Origin of the sequence: Clostridium sp. LY3-2 (assembly GCF_024705715.1) — a bacterium.
GTDB lineage: Bacteria > Bacillota > Clostridia > Clostridiales > Clostridiaceae > Clostridium.
Window position 1 is genome coordinate 100,970 of record NZ_JAMDLQ010000015.1, and the last position, 17,255, is coordinate 118,224.

8 protein-coding genes are annotated in these 17,255 nt (G+C 25.7%); 2 read left to right on the forward strand and 6 right to left on the reverse strand.

Features of this window, described 5'->3' with window-relative positions; all coding sequences use genetic code 11:
- The first annotated feature begins 2 nt into the window (after positions 1-2).
- Both M4I33_RS05175 and M4I33_RS05180 read left to right on the forward strand, forming a co-directional pair.
- Entirely contained in the window at positions 3-392 is a 390-nt protein-coding gene (locus M4I33_RS05175; protein WP_257915816.1) for a DndE family protein, read from the forward strand.
- Positions 389-1,582: a cysteine desulfurase family protein gene (locus tag M4I33_RS05180; protein ID WP_257915817.1), complete on the forward strand. Its 1,194-nt coding sequence runs from the start codon at positions 389-391 to the stop codon at positions 1,580-1,582. Before M4I33_RS05175 ends, M4I33_RS05180 begins: the two co-directional genes overlap by 4 nt.
- Positions 1,583-1,613: 31 nt before the next feature.
- Here the strand turns inward: M4I33_RS05180 and M4I33_RS05185 are convergent, their stop codons facing one another.
- The 6 genes from M4I33_RS05185 to dptG form a co-directional block, all read right to left on the reverse strand.
- Positions 1,614-4,262 (reverse strand): hypothetical protein, encoded by a 2,649-nt coding sequence (locus M4I33_RS05185; RefSeq protein WP_257915818.1) that lies wholly within the window; start codon positions 4,260-4,262, stop codon positions 1,614-1,616.
- A gap of 32 nt (positions 4,263-4,294) precedes the next feature.
- Positions 4,295-6,922: a hypothetical protein gene (locus M4I33_RS05190; RefSeq protein ID WP_257915819.1), complete on the reverse strand. Its 2,628-nt coding sequence runs from the start codon at positions 6,920-6,922 to the stop codon at positions 4,295-4,297.
- Between the two features lie 167 nt (positions 6,923-7,089).
- Entirely contained in the window at positions 7,090-8,715 is a 1,626-nt protein-coding gene (locus tag M4I33_RS05195; protein WP_257915820.1) for a DUF262 domain-containing protein, read from the reverse strand.
- Positions 8,696-10,495, reverse strand: a complete 1,800-nt coding sequence (locus M4I33_RS05200) for a KAP family NTPase (RefSeq protein WP_257915821.1) — start codon at positions 10,493-10,495, stop codon at positions 8,696-8,698. The genes M4I33_RS05195 and M4I33_RS05200 overlap by 20 nt, the downstream gene beginning before the upstream one ends.
- A 140-nt stretch (positions 10,496-10,635) precedes the next feature.
- Complete coding sequence (gene dptH, locus M4I33_RS05205) at positions 10,636-15,891, reverse strand: DNA phosphorothioation-dependent restriction protein DptH (RefSeq protein WP_257915822.1); 5,256 nt, start codon at positions 15,889-15,891, stop codon at positions 10,636-10,638.
- Positions 15,872-17,254, reverse strand: coding sequence for a DNA phosphorothioation-dependent restriction protein DptG (dptG, locus tag M4I33_RS05210; RefSeq protein WP_257915823.1), 1,383 nt, complete (start codon positions 17,252-17,254; stop codon positions 15,872-15,874). The genes dptH and dptG overlap by 20 nt, the downstream gene beginning before the upstream one ends.
- Position 17,255: the final 1 nt, after the last annotated feature.

Sequence of the window (17,255 nt, forward strand, 5' to 3'; positions counted from 1 at the left end):
TTATGGGATTTAGATTAAAAACGTCAAAGAGAACAAAAGAAATATTCGAAGAATTAGGTGGAAGTTCAAACCTTAAACCTTTTGCTTTAAGTAAAATAGCAGTTTCAATGTCTTTAAATCATGAAGAACCTATTACTGAGTTTAAAAGTAATGATGTTAATGGTTTAGAGCTTCAAAGAGCCACTGTAACCGGTGAATTTGATGCTATATTTAAAGCACTTATAGAAATGGATTTAGGGAGACACATCTCAGATGATGAATACTACCCTACTTTTATGAAATTGCATATGGATAGAGGTGCTGAGCTTCTATACAATAAATACAAATACTCAGGTGGTAACTTAGAAAAGTTTATAACTAAGGTACTTGATGAAGGAGATGCTAGTATATGATATATCTAGATAATAGTGCTACTACTCCAGTTGACCCTGAAGTTCTAGAAGCTATGTTACCGTATTTAAAAGAAGAATACGGTAACCCTTCTAGTAGACATTACACTTTAGCTGTTAATGCAGAAAAAGCAGTAGAGAAAGCTAGAGCCCAAGTAGCCGCATTAATTAATGCAGACCCAAGAGAAATAATTTTCACAAGTGGCGCTTCTGAAAGCAATAATACGGTTATTAAAGGAGTTTCAGATTACCTTAAATTCTATGAAGATAAAGGTAACCACATTATAACTTCAACTGTGGAACATAAATCTGTTTTACAAACTTGTAAATTTTTAAACGGTGATGTTTTCTGGAATAATCCTGATAAAACTATTGCTAGTAAGTTTTTAAAAAAGAAAAAGACTTCTAAAAAAATAGATAGAGGTTTTGATGTAACTTTCCTACCGGTAAATGAATATGGGCAAGTTTCAGAAGAAAACTTTAAAGATTCAATAACTGTAAACACAATTTTAGCTTCATTTATTTGGGGTAATAATGAAATTGGTTCTTTAAATGATATCGAATTACTTTCTAATATTGCAAAGGAAAATAATATTTTACTTCACTCTGATGCAACTCAAGTCTTAGGTAAAATAAATATTGATGTTAAGAAAGTTCCAGTAGACTTTTTATCTTTCTCAGCCCATAAGATTTATGGTCCAAAAGGTGTAGGTGCTACTTTCATAAGACAATCTAATCTAAATGATTATAAGATGACTTCTCTTATACACGGAGGTCAACAAGAATCAGGATATAGAGCTGGAACTCATGCCGTACACAATATAGTTGGCTTTGGAAAGGCTTGTGAAATAGCTAAAAGAGATATGGATAATTATATTTCTAAAATATTAGAACTTGAAGAAGAAACTAAAAAGGTTTTAAAAGAAAAATATCCAGGCATTGAATTTTTAGGTGACCCTAAAAACAAAATACCTGGTGTTATAGGAATGCTTATTCCAAATATACTAAATGAAATGCTAATAAAAGATTTAGCAGATAGCGTTGCTATTTCATCTGGCTCTGCCTGTGGAATAGGCGAACCTTCTTATGTAATAACTGAAATTGGTAAAGCTGATTGTACTAATAATTTTATTAGAATTAGTTTAAATAAAGATAACTCTATTTCTAATTTACAAGAGTTAATTCTAAAGTAAAAAGATGTAGCGAAAATCGCTACATCTTTTATTATTTTAATCTTTCAATAATTCTTTCTAAATATTTATAATATTCTTCATTAGATATATCATCGCTAATAAATGAAGTACTCATGCCCATCTCTCTTATTTTATCTATCCATTTTAAGGCTTCTTCTCTACCTACGCCTCTTTCAAGCATTCCATAATACATATAACAATATTCATTGCTTATATTATTATTTAAAACAAGTGGATCGTCAGTATTTATATTAACCATTACATTTTTCATATTATTTATAGAGTTAATAGCATAAATTTGATTATCCAGCAATCCATCTATCTCACATATAAATGAATTTGAAGTCGGATTTATCTCAACAACAATACCTTTCATTGCTAATTCATTAATAATAATATCTCTTAAATCTTTTATAATACTTTTATATTTATCATTATTTTGAACATAAATAGGTTCTTTAAATTTTTTCAAATAACAAATACAATTATACGAATGAACTATTTTCTCAGCATTCCAAATTTGAGCAATATCACTACTCTTTCTACACAACACTTTTTCATCCACAAAACTACTATTCTCAAATTCATCACATTCACAAAACTTAGTACGCATATCCTCATTTTTCTCAAACTTTTCAAATCTTTTTAAATATGCTTCGTAAAGGATATTTATATTCATTCCATTCATATTATTAAATATTTGCTTTGCTAGATTGTATATTTCTTGTTCTACATACATTATTAAATGACTATTATTATTAATATGTTTTGTATACATTCCCCATATCCATAATAAATTATCTAAATGCTCTTCTCTTGGCAAAATTACAATAGGATTTTCTTTAATCCATTTGTCTGGATCTATTCCTAAAACAGTGCCATGCCCTATTCTATCCCCTACTTTAAATTTACAATGCTCTAATAGTTCTTCTATTCTTCTCATTCCTGAAAGCATATGTCTAAAATCTTCTCCTGCATGGAATGTAAATTTCAAGCTTTTATTTTTTATATAATCTCCATTTTGATAATTAGTCAAAACATCTATACTACTATCCCTAGCTGCATTGTAAATTGGAGCAAATATTTGCACAGGTGTATTATTTTCAAGGCTAGCTGCATCAATTCCTAAAATGAAATAAGATAACTCCGGTATATCTTTCCTAACTTGAAGAAGTGCTTCTAACTGTTGTTTATAGTCATCTTGTATTTTTTTGAACCTTACAAACTCATCTTTCTCATTTAACCAACATTTCTCATCGCTACAATCTTCTTTTTTTATAAAGTGATATACTATCCCTAACTTTGGGAATTCTTTTTTATTATATTTTAAGTATAAATCATCAATTACATTTTTATATTGCTTTAATATATTTTTGAGTGTTTTTTCGAATTTATCTGTGCTATCTAATATACCTAATCTCAGCTCAAATTTTTTCAAATTTCTATCTTGAAAATTTGTCCTAAATAGAGTTTCATAATAAATATTATTTTCCAAAAAGCTTTGATTGATTTTTTTTGATCTTCCAAAATAAAAAGAAAAGTTATCCAATCCCTTTATAGTTAGGTTTTGTACTATTTTTTTATAAAAAATATTTTTTATTCTTAAATACATTAAAAAGCTTTTAAATAATACAAGATCTTTTTTTTCTCTCTCATTATATATTTTCAATAATTCAAATAAGAATATATTCTCACCATGTGTTCTTATATACTTCTTATTATTAAGTAATTTAAAAACTAAATTTTCTTCTTTTTCTTCCTCTAAAATGATATATATTTTTCTTATCTCATCTATAGAGTCTTTAATGCATTCTCTTGATAAGTCATTAAAATCACAATGTAATGTTGAAATTATTTTATCAACTAAACTTCTATTAGATACACCCATTTCTTCATTATAAAAATCACATATATTTATATCTCTGTTAGAATACTTTAAATACACTAATATAAGAATTCTATAAAAAATTGTCCACAAAATATATTTTTCCATTTTATTATCTACACTATTATTTGAATCTATATATTTATTCTTCTCAAAAAAATCTAGTTGATTTTTACTAATATTCTTATTAACTAATGTTTCCCATAAAAAATCAAACTTAAATGCTGCATTTGCATGAATATGATTTTCTGCTATTCCGCTTTTTAAAATTTTATCCAATTGATCATCTGCTAAATATATTCTAGAGTAATAATTATCTAATTGCTCACTATTCTCCACACCATTTTCTATCAAATAAATAATTGTAAAAACATCTATTGTTACCAAAGAATTCATTATCCTAAATACATCTATTTTTTTAAAGCCTTCGTATGGTCCAATAAATTCATCATCTATATTATTTTTCCAATATTTGTAGACTATTTCACCATCCCTATGCGATATTAAACATTTTCCATAGTTAATCAGTATATTATAAATACACTCCATTGCTTCTTTTTTAGTATAACTTTCATCAAATAAAAAAGGATAATATTTTTTTAATAGTAATTTTACTTCATCTATATTTTTATAATAATTTGTTTTCATTAATCTATATATAATGCTTTTAATATACTTGCCCTTTTCATTTTTATCAAATATTTTTTTACTTAACAAGTTATATTCTTCAATAAACAAATCACTATTTATACATATTAAACTTATATCTAAGATTTCTTTTATTTTACGATTCATCTGATTACATCCTTAAAAATCTAAGTCTAAATCTAAAAATATTCATTTTCAAATTCTTCCTCTTCAAATTCTTCCAATTCATAATTTGCCTGTTTATAAAAATATTCCTGTTCTCGTATTATTTCATAATACGTTTCCTTCATTTTTGACATTACTATATTTCTACAGTTTTCTACCTCTAAATATTTTTCTTCTTTTGATGAGATTTGTGCTATTTTATTAACAAGAGCTACAACTTGATATTTATTATACTTATTACTTTCAACATCATAGTCTAAATCAAGAACTACATTTTTATTTAAAATATTTAATAACTCTATTGATTCATATACACCATACCATGCTCTTGAATTATTTGATAATCTACTTACCTCTTCATATATACCTATATATTCTTCAATCTCCATATGCTCTGAATTTAACAATAATTCTACTTTCTTACCCACTCCGTAATATAAAGTTCCTTCACTTTTTTCTTTTGCTGAATCTACATAACTTACTATTGACTGGTTATTTCTATCATATAATTTCACTTTATTTATATCTTTTAATCTTTCATCAAAGTAATCAAATATATTTTCAGTTAATTTCTCCTTTATTATATGTATTTTATTTTTAAATTTATCTTTAGTTCTCAAAATATTAAATTGATCTATTCTTGCAAACAATATGTCATTTGAAACATGTTCATATTCATATTTATCTAATTTATTGTTTATTATATAGTTATAAAATGCTATATTTTTTAAATGATTTTTAAAAATACTTTCACCATATTCTTTGAAAGTATTTATAAAATTATATTCATAATCAAATAGTAATTTCTTTATTCTTTTATGTCCATCTATTTCTATTACTTTTTTATTTAAGAATCCATTAATAATTCTATATTTACTTCTATCTGAAATCCATTCTTTCAAATAATTGTTTGGGCTAAAACAACTTATCAATTTGCTAATTATAACAAATAAATCATCCTCATCTATAATGCTTTTAGAGTTTTCAAATAGCATTAATGAAAATTTAAAATCAGCATATTTTAATATCTCATATGTGTATTCTTTTTCTTTTATCTCATTATTATTATCGTTATTTGAAAACTCTATAGTATTATTACTTATATTCTCTCCATAAACATCAAAAAAAGCTATTTTATCATTTCCCTCTTCATCTTTTATAACCTCTGCCTCAGTCAGTACCTCACTTGCAACTACTAATAAGATATACGTCCTTAGATATTTCTTTTTTGTCTTTTTCCTTACCTTATCTTTTGACTGATTATCCTTATTGCATAGTTTTAAATAGTTATTATATAATGCTAAGAAGCTAATTATAGTTTTATCTTCTGAATCTGACCACACTATATAATTATCATAAATTTCATTTTTATCTTGTGATAGTTCATTAGACGATGATATAATTGTATCAATAAATGCCTTTTTTATTGCAAAATTCTTTTCTTTTATACCATTATATTTGTTTAAATAATAAAAGATATTTATTAATCCTCTAGGAGTTTTATCAAAAATATAATATGGTATAAATGTATATTCACTTAATTTATTATCATATTTAAATAATACATTTTTAAAAATACTTATATCTCCTTCGCAAAAATTTTCATGCAATTTTTCTCCCAAAAAATCTTCTTCTAATTTTTTTGCAAATGAAAATTTAGGTATATTAGTTAAATTCCAATTAACTACATTATGTCTAAATGCTGGTGGTAATGCTTTTTTTAAATAATCTTTAGTTAATTCTTTTTTTCTATCTAATAAAGTCATATCAAAAATTTCTTTTACAAAAAAATATGTATTTTTATTAGCCATATTTTCATTATCTAATAATGACAATGTAATAGCTTCATTTAATATATCTTCATCTCCTGATAAAAAACAAACAATATTTTTATTGCATATGCACGATAGAACCACGTCTACCAATTCTTTACATTTTGTAGTTTTTAAATCAATATCATCTATAATTATAAAAACTAATGGTTCTTCATATTTACATTTTCTTTTATTTATATCTTTCTTCGCCTTTACTAATCTTCGAATGAACTTATTAAACTTCAAATTAAATTCATGATCTGGTGCTAAAATATATGAATATTTTTCACTATAACTTCTAATATTACTATAATCTTTTATTAATATTTCTCTATATTCCTCATTCATATAGCAATAATATTCTAATAATTCATTATAAGCAATTGTAAGACTATTATTTAAATTAAACTTACAATGTTTAAAAAAACCTTCAAGTTCTTTGCAATCACCTATACTAGATATTTCATCATTTATTTTATCTAATTCTGATTTTAAAAGTCTAAGTATCGCACCTAATATTTTTGTAGTATTACTATATGAATCTGGTTCTATTTTAGGTAATATTATATTTTTATGATTTTCTTCATTAAGCTTTTCTATTATCGTAAATAATATAGAAGTTTTCCCCGTTCCTCTTTTACCAAAAATGCTTATAGTGTTGTTATATTGTCTATACTCATTTTTTTCATTTAGCTTTGCAGACTTTCTTATCTCTTCTATTTGAGTTTGCACATTATCATACGTAGGTAGTATTAACTTTACTTGGTTTTCATCCAGTGATCTAGCACCTATAAAAACTTCACTTTCTATAATTTCTTTTTCTGACATAATTCATCCCCCTGTCATAAATTTCTACATATTAATTATACAATCTATTCCCTTTTTATCCAAATATTAATTTGATCAAATTTAACGTTTCTTTAAATTTGATTAATAAAAATAAAAAACTATAGTAAAATATAATATTTCACTATAGTTTCAACAATTAATATACGTTAATTAATATATTCAATTTCTATCTTATTACTTTTTAAGACCTCTTTTATAAATTCTATATACTCTTCTTCTCTAGATTCTATACTTATCTTCTCCTCATTCCCCTTAAGGACAAAATTTCCTATATTATATTTAAATTTCTCTTCTTTACTCATTTTTTTTACTTTTATATTACCTTTAATAAAATTATCCTTATCAAAACTAATTTTATTATATTTCATTAAAATATAACGTAATAATTTTTCATTTTTCCATTTTCTCTCTTTAACTACTTGTTCAATATTTTCAATTTTATCTACTTCTTTATTTATATAAACTATTAATTTCTCTTTACTATATTCTTCCGATTTCTTAATGAAATTTTTAAACAACTCATCTATTCCTTTTACACTTTGTCTTCTTAACATTCTACTAAAAATAACTTTTTCAGTTAATTCAAATATACTCTTACAAAACTCCTCATCCTTATTTTCATATATATATATAACATGCATTAAAAATGAGTAACATGCCTCTTGCCCTAAATATTTTAAATAATAATGTTCATTGTCATAACCTTCATATAGTCCTTCATTATATAAATAATAATATATCCTTGAATACACTTCCATCTTATCTATTAATGCTTTTATTTCAATTATCTGTTCTTCAAATAATTTTTCATATAGTTCCGGTATATCACTATGCTTAATTACTTCTTTCTTTTCGCACATATAAAAATATTTTAGAAACCTTACTGGATCATATTCATCTGTATTATCTATTATATTATCCCAAATATCTGAAATATTTTCTATAAATTCTTTTTCTTTACCTTTTGTTACAAGAACTTTTATTAATTTATTTCTAACTAAATCTATTTGAGAAAGTTTTAGGCCTTTTGTATTTAATGATTCAAAATAATCAAATAAATTGCTCTCATTTTTGCTCGTAAGTTCAAAGATTTTAACTTCTCCCATAGCATCTCGCCAATCTTTCAGATTTTTAATAACTGCTTCATCATACCCTTCAACTGCTTCAAGCTGTTTTTTTATTTCACCATAAAATTTATTATAAGCAATTACAATATTTTGATTAAAATACATACACTCTTCTTTTTCTACATTTAACTTATTTCTCACGTAATTTACATCATCAATGTACTCATCTTTTAAGGTTGCTGAATAATTTTCTTTATTACTTAATACATCTACAATATCTAACAATAAATCTCTATCATATTTACATGGTGCTATTTTTATTAACCACACATCATTACTTCTTAATGATAAATATTCCATTTGAAGCTCGATAGAAAACTGTATAAATTTTTCATTACTGAATTTTTTATAATAATAAATGCTTAAATCTCTTAACGCACATAAAAATATTATTGAAGTTATTATTCTCTGTTGACCATCTACTACCTTGTAATTAGTTTTCTTTCCCTCTTTTGTCTCTATCATAGTTATTACACCCATATAATGCTCTTTTTGGTTGTCAACTATTCTCTTTAAATCTTCATAATAATCATCTAATTGTTCCATCTCCCATGAATATTTTCTTTGATTCAAAGGTATACTAAATTCAGCCCCTTTTTCTCCTAATAATTTTAATAAACTTTCTCTAGTTTCCTCTATGTTCATATGTAATTCCCCTATTCACAATTTCAATTATTTTGCTATTATTTTTTTTATTTATTACAATACTTTCTTCTTCGCCATCCACACAACAAACTGATTTGAAATTTCTATACCTCAATTTTAAATAACTATTTTCTTGTTGCATACCACCAATAAAAGCATATAAAAATCTTTCTCCATAACTTCTCTCTTCCTTTGTATATATCATTAAATTACTTGATATCCCAATATCATGCTTGTCTGATTTATAAATATTCTCAAAAAAATACCTTACAAGTGCCATTAGCTGTTTGTTATGTCTATTTTGTTCACAAAAATCTCCAACTTTTTTATTAGTTCTAGTGTTGCTTTTTATTTTAAAATAACTTGGCTCAACATCTCTAAAGTTTATGGTGTTGGTAATATCTAAATAATTTTTTAATTCATTATCTTCTATTTCAATTGTTTTTAAACTTCTTTTCTGTACTAATCCTTTCAAAAAATTTAATATATCTTTGGGTGTTTCAGTTTCGTCTATAAAACTTTCTTGTATTTCACTGTTCCATACTTCTATTGTACTTTTTGCTATATCAGAACTCCAAAATCTATCATTATAGTATTTACTATCAATATTTTTCAATACCACTAGTAGGGTTAATATAGTTAAATCCGTATTAAATTTATTCTCTAATTCATTGTTTTTCACTCTATTAAAGTGAATAAAAATATTATGCATTAAAACTTGATTTATAATTCTTTTAACTTTTCTTGCACTTATTCTTAATTTCATGAAAAATTCAGATATTATTTCTAGTTCTTGACCAAACCTCATTCTATCTGTTTCTATTAATTCTTCTATTTTATTATAAAAATCATGATATCTTATATTCTTGTTATTCTTACTATCTATTATTAAATTTTCTAGAAATTTTTGCATATCATTTATATCTATATTTGGTATATTAAATGGTATTTGTACAATCTTTTCTAAATATTCATTGCAAAAATTAATTATCTCATCCTCTATTTCATCATCATTTCCTTTAATTTTTGATTTATACTCAATAATATCTCTATACTTTACAGCAACTGCACTTTTTAGATAGTCTAAATCGCTTCCTAAAATAAAAATACATCTAAGTGAATTTAAAGTTAGCTTTATTTCTTCCAATATATTCAGTATATTCTCATGCTTACATCTATCTAAATCATCTATAAAAATTATAAATTTATTATCTTTAAAATATTGATCTTCTATTATTTCCTCTATCAAATCTTTTTGTAAAAATATCTTGTCTCTTTCAAACAGACCTTCTCTATTACAATCTTTTTTTATCGAAGCTCCAACTTCAGAAAATCCCCCTTTTAATTTTAAAGTTACATCACCTCCAAGACTTTTAAAAAAATCCCTAAATTTTATTCTTAATTCCTTTCTATCGCTAAATAAGCTATCATCCCTAATTGATTTAAAAAATTCTAAAAATAGTATGTTAATAAAATCCATTTTCCCATCAAATTGCCATGAGTTAATTTTTATAATCTTATACTTATTTTTTTGATTTTGTTTCTCAACATCTTTTTTTTCTTCCTTTTTTTTATCACCAAAAAAATAGGGATCAATCTCCCTAACCAATAAATTCATAAATGTAGATTTACCACTCCCCCATTTACCATGTATTCCTATTACTAATGGAGTATCAAAATACTCATCACCTTTATTTATTATGTACTTAAATGCTTGTATATAGGATTCGTATCCCAGAAAATCCTCTTTACTTTCTATATCATTAAATAATAAACTCATATTTTCCCCCTTTATAATTAGAGTTTTTATTTTTAGTTATTATTGATCGTATATTAATCTCTACTTATAATATACGATCAATATTTACTTTTCTATCACAACTTAATACTTTGCTAGACTATTTCACTTTAATTTCTAATCTATAACTCCCAGAATGCTAAGTCCTTCATAAATTCTGGTCTATCATTATTTCCTATCTTAACTAAGCTGTGATGTTTCTCAAGTCCCTTAATTATAGAAACTAGTTTGTCCTCTTCTTGCTTATTCTGAGCATTAAATAACTTTTTCACATCTTTATTATTTAAATCATCAACTCTGTGTACAACCCAGTTTAAAATATAGTTTGCGTAGTCATTCTTATCTGTTGAAAAGTGTGTTAGTAATTGAGTTGAAAGTATTGTACCAACTCCGAACTCTCTACCTTCTTTTAATATTTTCTTTAAAGCTGTAAAATCTTTACTTAAGAAATTATCCGCCTCATCAACTAATATTATCTTATTAATCTGTCTTAAATGACCTTCTATTTTACTATGACCATTTGCCTGCATCTGAGCGTAAAATAAATCTAAAGTTATAGCTACAACAAGGTTTTGTATCCCCTCATCATACCCTGATAAATCTATTACAGTTACTCCATTTATTAAATCGAATAAACTTTTAGTTTCAAATGGATTTGGTTCAAATATCTCAAAATCTATAAGATTACTTAAAGCTGCATATAAGCTATCATCTTTTTTTAGATCTTCTCTAGACTCATAAATATCATAAACATCTTTTAAGGTAGGGGCTGGGTTATCCCAAGTATCTGCCTTGTGTTTTACAATTCCTCTTTTTTCGTAAGCTTCCATTATTAACTCTCTTAATAAGTTTTCTTGCTTATTTCCAAGTCTAAATGCTTTTGCTATAGTTTCTTTTAAACTATTAGCTGTATGAAGTGGTAACATTGGTTTTGAGTTTGGACCCTTTACAACTGATAAAGGATTGAATGGTAAATGGTATAATTCAAATACATTAGCACCTGTTGCTTCTATGAAATCTTCTTTTGATTTATTGTAATCCCCTTTGTAATCAAAAATAAGAATTCCAACTTCTTTTTCATCTATATTATTCTTTGATTCCCTATGCAATTGAGTTATAACAGACTTAGTAAACTGAGTCTTACCAGTTCCCATAGTCCCTATAATCCCTGTATTTGTATGAAGAATTTTATTAGTATCGTTTGGATACAAAATAATTTTCTTATTATTTTTCTCATTAGTACCAAATATAATTTCCATATTTCTCTTTTCTTCTATAGTTTCTATATTTACACTAATATTTTCTTCAACCTCTGATTCATTAAATTCAGTTTCAAGAGCCTCATTTTGAATAATTAGAGTCTCTTCTTTTAATTTTAGAGCACTACCTTTACTTTCTAGAGCCTTAATATCTAAATTTAGATCTCTATTTTTATTTTCTAGATCACTGTCTTCAAAACTTAGATCATCAATTTCTTCTATTTCAACTTCTCTAAACTCTGTATTATTATCAAAATCAACAGTATAATCTTCTATATCATCATAATTAATACTTGAAAAATCAGTTTGTGAAACTATTTCCTCTATTTCACTAACTGTTTTAGTTATAAATTCAATACCATCCCTTTCAGACATTTCTAAAATCATAACTTCTTCTTTTATTTCAGAGATATTTTTAGAACATCCATTTTTAAATGATACTACCGCTGCCTTACCTAAAACTTCTTCTATTGAATCTACAATTTCATACTCCTCATTTAAAAGTTTTCTTCTTAAATCAGAGTCTATAACTCTTGTCCAATTTTGATTTTGACATACTCCATATAAGTTTAATTTCTCAGCACTTGCAACAACTAATTGCATTAAGAAATTTCTATAAACTTTTTTTGCATTTGAAACTTCTTCATTTTCGCTTGGAAGTAACGTTTCTTTAAGAATCTTCTTAGTTTTTTTAGCTTGTTTTATTCCTTTTTCTATATAACTATCATCATTTATTCCTATTTTAACTTCTATTGGATAGTAGTGAATTTGTACAGCATCTTCTTTCTCTTCTATCCCTACTAGTAACAAGTCATCGCTTGTAGCACCGTTATTTTCAAAACCTAAATTTTTAGCAGAAAAGAATCCCTCTGATTGCTTTAATCCTGCACCACCTGAAACTCTAAGAATTTCTTCAAGTGATATTGGAACCCAAATAATACTTTCATTTTTGAACTTAGCTAGAGCTAACTTAACAGCTGAAAGTATACTTATTTTTTCTTTAGGAAAATGTGACTTACTTGATAATAATCTTAAAAGCCAATCCCCATTAATCGCATTAAACATATTAATTACCATTGGAGAAAATCTTTCGGCATTATCAATACCTCTTTTAGATAAGAACTCTTCTATAACTCTTTGGTATGGTATTGATTTTCTCGTAACTGTTATTGCATCATATCCACCTGCTGTAGTGTATTGATCGCTATAATGTATAATTAATAAATCCTTCGAATCTGGATCATTCTTAAAGAAATTAAGATCTACTTTAGGATCAATAAAAGTTACCCAATGGCTAGCATTATATATCTCTTCTAGAGAATTTTTGCTTTTATTTGGAACTGAAATAGCCTTACATTGATTACTATTAAATGGTTCACCTGTTGATGCTGTATTTAGTGCATTTAATTTTATAGCGACTTGCATTAAATCTGTATTTGAATTAGCATACTTTGTTCCGAATCCTGTTCTGTATGAATCTCCTAAAAATACAGATGGCACCCCCGAAATTTCTCCATTTAAAATAATACCTGAAGGGATATCGCTCATTTTTGAAGTTATAGTCCTAACATCATTATTCATTTCTAAGAAAGTTATATGAGCGTATTCAATTCCCTCTTCTACTTTTTTCGTATAAAAATGTACCTTTTCTCTATATAAATTTAATATATCTTCTTCTGACATAGTATCTACCTTTAAATCTAATCCATATATACTTTTAAGGCTTTCTATATTCTCATTGAAAGATAATTCTTCAAAAGCATTTGTTATATTTTGATCTGAATATATAAATAAATCTATAGGTAATATTTTATTTCTAGCTTTAAGACTTTTTGTGTAATACTTAAATATGCCTTGTAATATTTCTTTACTATCACCAGTATTTATTAAATTTATTCTGATTGCAGCATTTTCAGACATACTAAACATATATTTAAAATGCCCTACAAACTCTTCAATTTTCTCAGTCACAAGCTTTGATACAAACTCTCTTGAACCCTTATATCTTGGTAGATTTTCATCAACGTAATATTTCCACTCCGGTGAGTGTAATTGTTCCATAGGTATAAATAGCTCGTTTTCTTCCCCTATAATGTAAGGTAAAAGATAAGTTGATGTAAATTTCTTAATTACTTCATCTGAAAGTTCTTCTTCCTTTAATTCACTATTTATTTTTAATTGGTAAGCTATATTTAATGGGTGTAATGGAGTAAATATTAATTCTCTATCTTCAACATATCTTTTAATCACTCCTATTTTAAATAAACTCTTTTGTTCTTTATTTAAATAGTCTCCTTCTTTAATTGAATTTAAAGCTTCTAAATAAACTTTAATAAACTTTTGATATTTTACTTTTAGCTCATCATTTAAATAAGTTAAACTAGGTAATCTTTTAACTGCTTTATAGTACTCTAATATCTCTAAATAAGCTTCTCTTACTTCAGGATATGTTTCTATCTGATAAGCTTCCAATCCATCTGTAGTTTCAATAAAATAAAGATCTAGTTTTTCTACTATTTCTTTTTCAAGTGAAAGATTTTTTCTAAATTCATCTCTAGTTAAATATTCACGAGTTCCAAAACTTAGTTTATTTTCACCTATAAATTTAAAATCTGCTTTTTTTTCTCTTTTTAATCTCCATACTTTTAGACCAGTAGCATATTCTGGCGCTTGACTTGTCCCAATCACTCCAAAAGGAACTATTTCTGTACCTATTTTTGCATTGAATCTTATTAGTTCATCATCATTTTCATAATTAAAATCATCCGTTATTTTAACTTTAACTAGTTCATTTGAAGGAATATCTACTTGTTCGTTATTAGAAGTTAACTTATATTCCACTTTGCTTTCTTCGAATTCATTAAATACGATAGTTGATTCATTTGTATTTATAGAAATATAGCTTCCATTTTTCTTAACTACTAAAGAATATTTAGATTTTATGTTTTCTAAATATCTAGCATTAAAGTTTAAAACCACTATCTTAAATTCAAATTTTAACTTATCTGGATTATAAACTATTTTATAAAAGTTAGATTTTAACGCATCTATTTTTAGCTTAACTTTTAATTTTTTTCCTGAAGTTGTAGCCTCTAAATCTCCAACTATGCTTTTTTCTTTTATATACTCTTTTTTAACCTTATCATCAAAATTAAATTCTAATTCGATTTCCTCAGCATTATCTTCGTTAAAAACTATAATATTTCTAGTTCTTGATTTAGCTTTAGATGTTCCTTCTGGCTTATCCCATTCCACAGAAGAATTAACATATTCTAAGGGTTTTATTTGTCTTTTTTCTTCTACTGATTTAATTACATGCCTATACTCTACTTCTTTCCAGTTTGATTGTTTTAACTTATCTATACCTGTGTCATCAAAGTATTTTTCAAGTTGAGTTTCTGGATTACCATAGTTATGAATCTCATCAACCCTTCCATAATATAATGCATTTTCATTTATTCTAGTTTCTAATTCCTTTTTGCTTAGTCCATCTAATTTATTGTCATAAAATAACCCAAAATTTCTGTATTCGCTTTTATCTATATATCCTTTATTTATTATGTCTAAAATTTCTTTATATTCAAAAATCGAATTATTATCTTGGAATAAGTAATTATTTTTTCTTTCTAAGTCTTTTTCAACTATAACTTTATCTACATCTGAAAAATTATTTTTATTAATATTTTCTTTGATGTTATTTTGAATAAATTCTACATGAAAAGGCATTCCCTCTTTTGAAAAAGATTCTGTTCCACCTACAATACTATCTAAAGTTGTGTTGTGAATGAAAAGTATCCCTTTATTCTCATATCCTGCTTCTTGTCCGACCATATTTCTAAGCCTAGTTAAAAAGTCTGGTTGTACATTATCAATAGTAGCTGCAACTATTAACTCTTTTCCATTAAGTCTTAATTCATAAGATTTATATTTAACTTCCCCATTCTCATCTTTATATTCAAAGTCTTGACTTAAAGTATTTTGTGAAAGTACATCATATAAAGTTCTAACCTGCTCTTCTGTCTCAAATTGTATTTGATATTTTGCTCCTGAATTTAAGGGATTATCCTTAAAAAAATTGATTATTATTTCTGATAAATAACTATAAAACTGATCTAACATACTGTGCATCTCCACTATCTGATTTCTTTTCTAATAAGTTTAATTTTTCATAAAGCTGAATTATTTTCTTACTCGAATCCCTATCAAAGAATAATCCACGTTTCTCAAATTCTTCAAATAGGGTATTTAACTTTAACTTTTTGTTGTTGTTTATACAAATTTTAGTCATTAAGATTATGTCATCTTCTGTCATATTTAAATTGTATCCTAATGCACCTCTTCTTTTCCCAAAATTCTTTTGTACAAACCATACAAACCAATTTTTATACGCATCATATGCTCTTTTTCTACTACCTCTATTAAATTGATATTCTAAAGAATCATATAATCTATATACTTGATTAAATCCATTTACTTCACTAGTTTTAGCACCTTCTACAAAATCATCCCAAACTATATCTTTCACTTGATTCTGATACCTATCAACCACTTCTCTTATATTATCTTCTATTTCCTCTTTATCCATAGTGCTATAGGCTTCTGCAAGTTCCTTATAACCTAATTCACCTTCATCTCCGTTTGTATTTAATATTTCTAGTGTAATTGCATGAGAGAATAATGAATCTACTTTGTTTCTTAGTAACTCCCAGCCTAATCTGTAGGCTGTTCTATTTTTTGAAGTGCTTTCCCATGATAGTGTATAATATATTTTCTCAACTTCATTTAGATCTGCTTTTTCAAATTTATCTAATTTTATTGTTAGCTGAGAAACATAAAAAATATAATAATACTCTAATAGCCTTTTTAAAGAGTCTTTATAAAGTTCTTCGTGTTCTATTAAAAATTTAAAGTCTTTTATAAATAAATCTTTTATAAAAGGTATATAGCATTTATAATCATCCAGCGAATACTCTTTATTTTTTAAAGTAGGAAGTGCTTTTAACACAAGTTTATATAAAACATTTGAAACATTTCGATCATAATGGCTTATCGCTTCTTCTTTTACCTTTTTATCTAAAAGTACAGAGTAAAGAAATTTAGCAACTTTTTCATCAGCATTTGTTGAAGAAATATAGTTTAATGTTTTTATATCAAAATCAACTAATTTGTTATCATCTAAAAACATACTTCTAACTATATCTTTAAAAGCTTCTTTACTTAAATCACCATCATACTCACCAACTTGTTCTGCCACCTCTTGAACAAACTCTTCAGGATTAAAATCACCTTTTATTTCTTTATTAGAAACAAGTCTTGAAAACCCTCCCACAACTCCTGAAAAATCAGATACTAACGTTTTTTCATTTGCTGCGTATGGAAGTAATTTATATCTTCCACCTTGCCTATGAGTTATTCCATTATTAAATTTAAAACTAGTTTCAAACTCTTCTATATTTATTTTAAAATCCTTAACTTCACTCATA

Bases quoted from the DNA above. Each gene is read 5' to 3' on its own strand.
- M4I33_RS05200 (WP_257915821.1), bottom strand. From the start codon at position 10,495: ATGAGTTTATTATTTAATGATATAGAAAGTAAAGAGGATTTTCTGGGA.
- M4I33_RS05185 (WP_257915818.1), bottom strand. From the start codon at position 4,262: ATGAATCGTAAAATAAAAGAAATCTTAGATATAAGTTTAATATGTATA.
- M4I33_RS05195 (WP_257915820.1), bottom strand. From the start codon at position 8,715: ATGAACATAGAGGAAACTAGAGAAAGTTTATTAAAATTATTAGGAGAA.
- dptH (WP_257915822.1), bottom strand. From the start codon at position 15,891: ATGTTAGATCAGTTTTATAGTTATTTATCAGAAATAATAATCAATTTT.
- M4I33_RS05180 (WP_257915817.1), top strand. From the start codon at position 389: ATGATATATCTAGATAATAGTGCTACTACTCCAGTTGACCCTGAAGTT.
- M4I33_RS05175 (WP_257915816.1), top strand. From the start codon at position 3: ATGGGATTTAGATTAAAAACGTCAAAGAGAACAAAAGAAATATTCGAA.
- dptG (WP_257915823.1), bottom strand. From the start codon at position 17,254: ATGAGTGAAGTTAAGGATTTTAAAATAAATATAGAAGAGTTTGAAACT.
- M4I33_RS05190 (WP_257915819.1), bottom strand. From the start codon at position 6,922: ATGTCAGAAAAAGAAATTATAGAAAGTGAAGTTTTTATAGGTGCTAGA.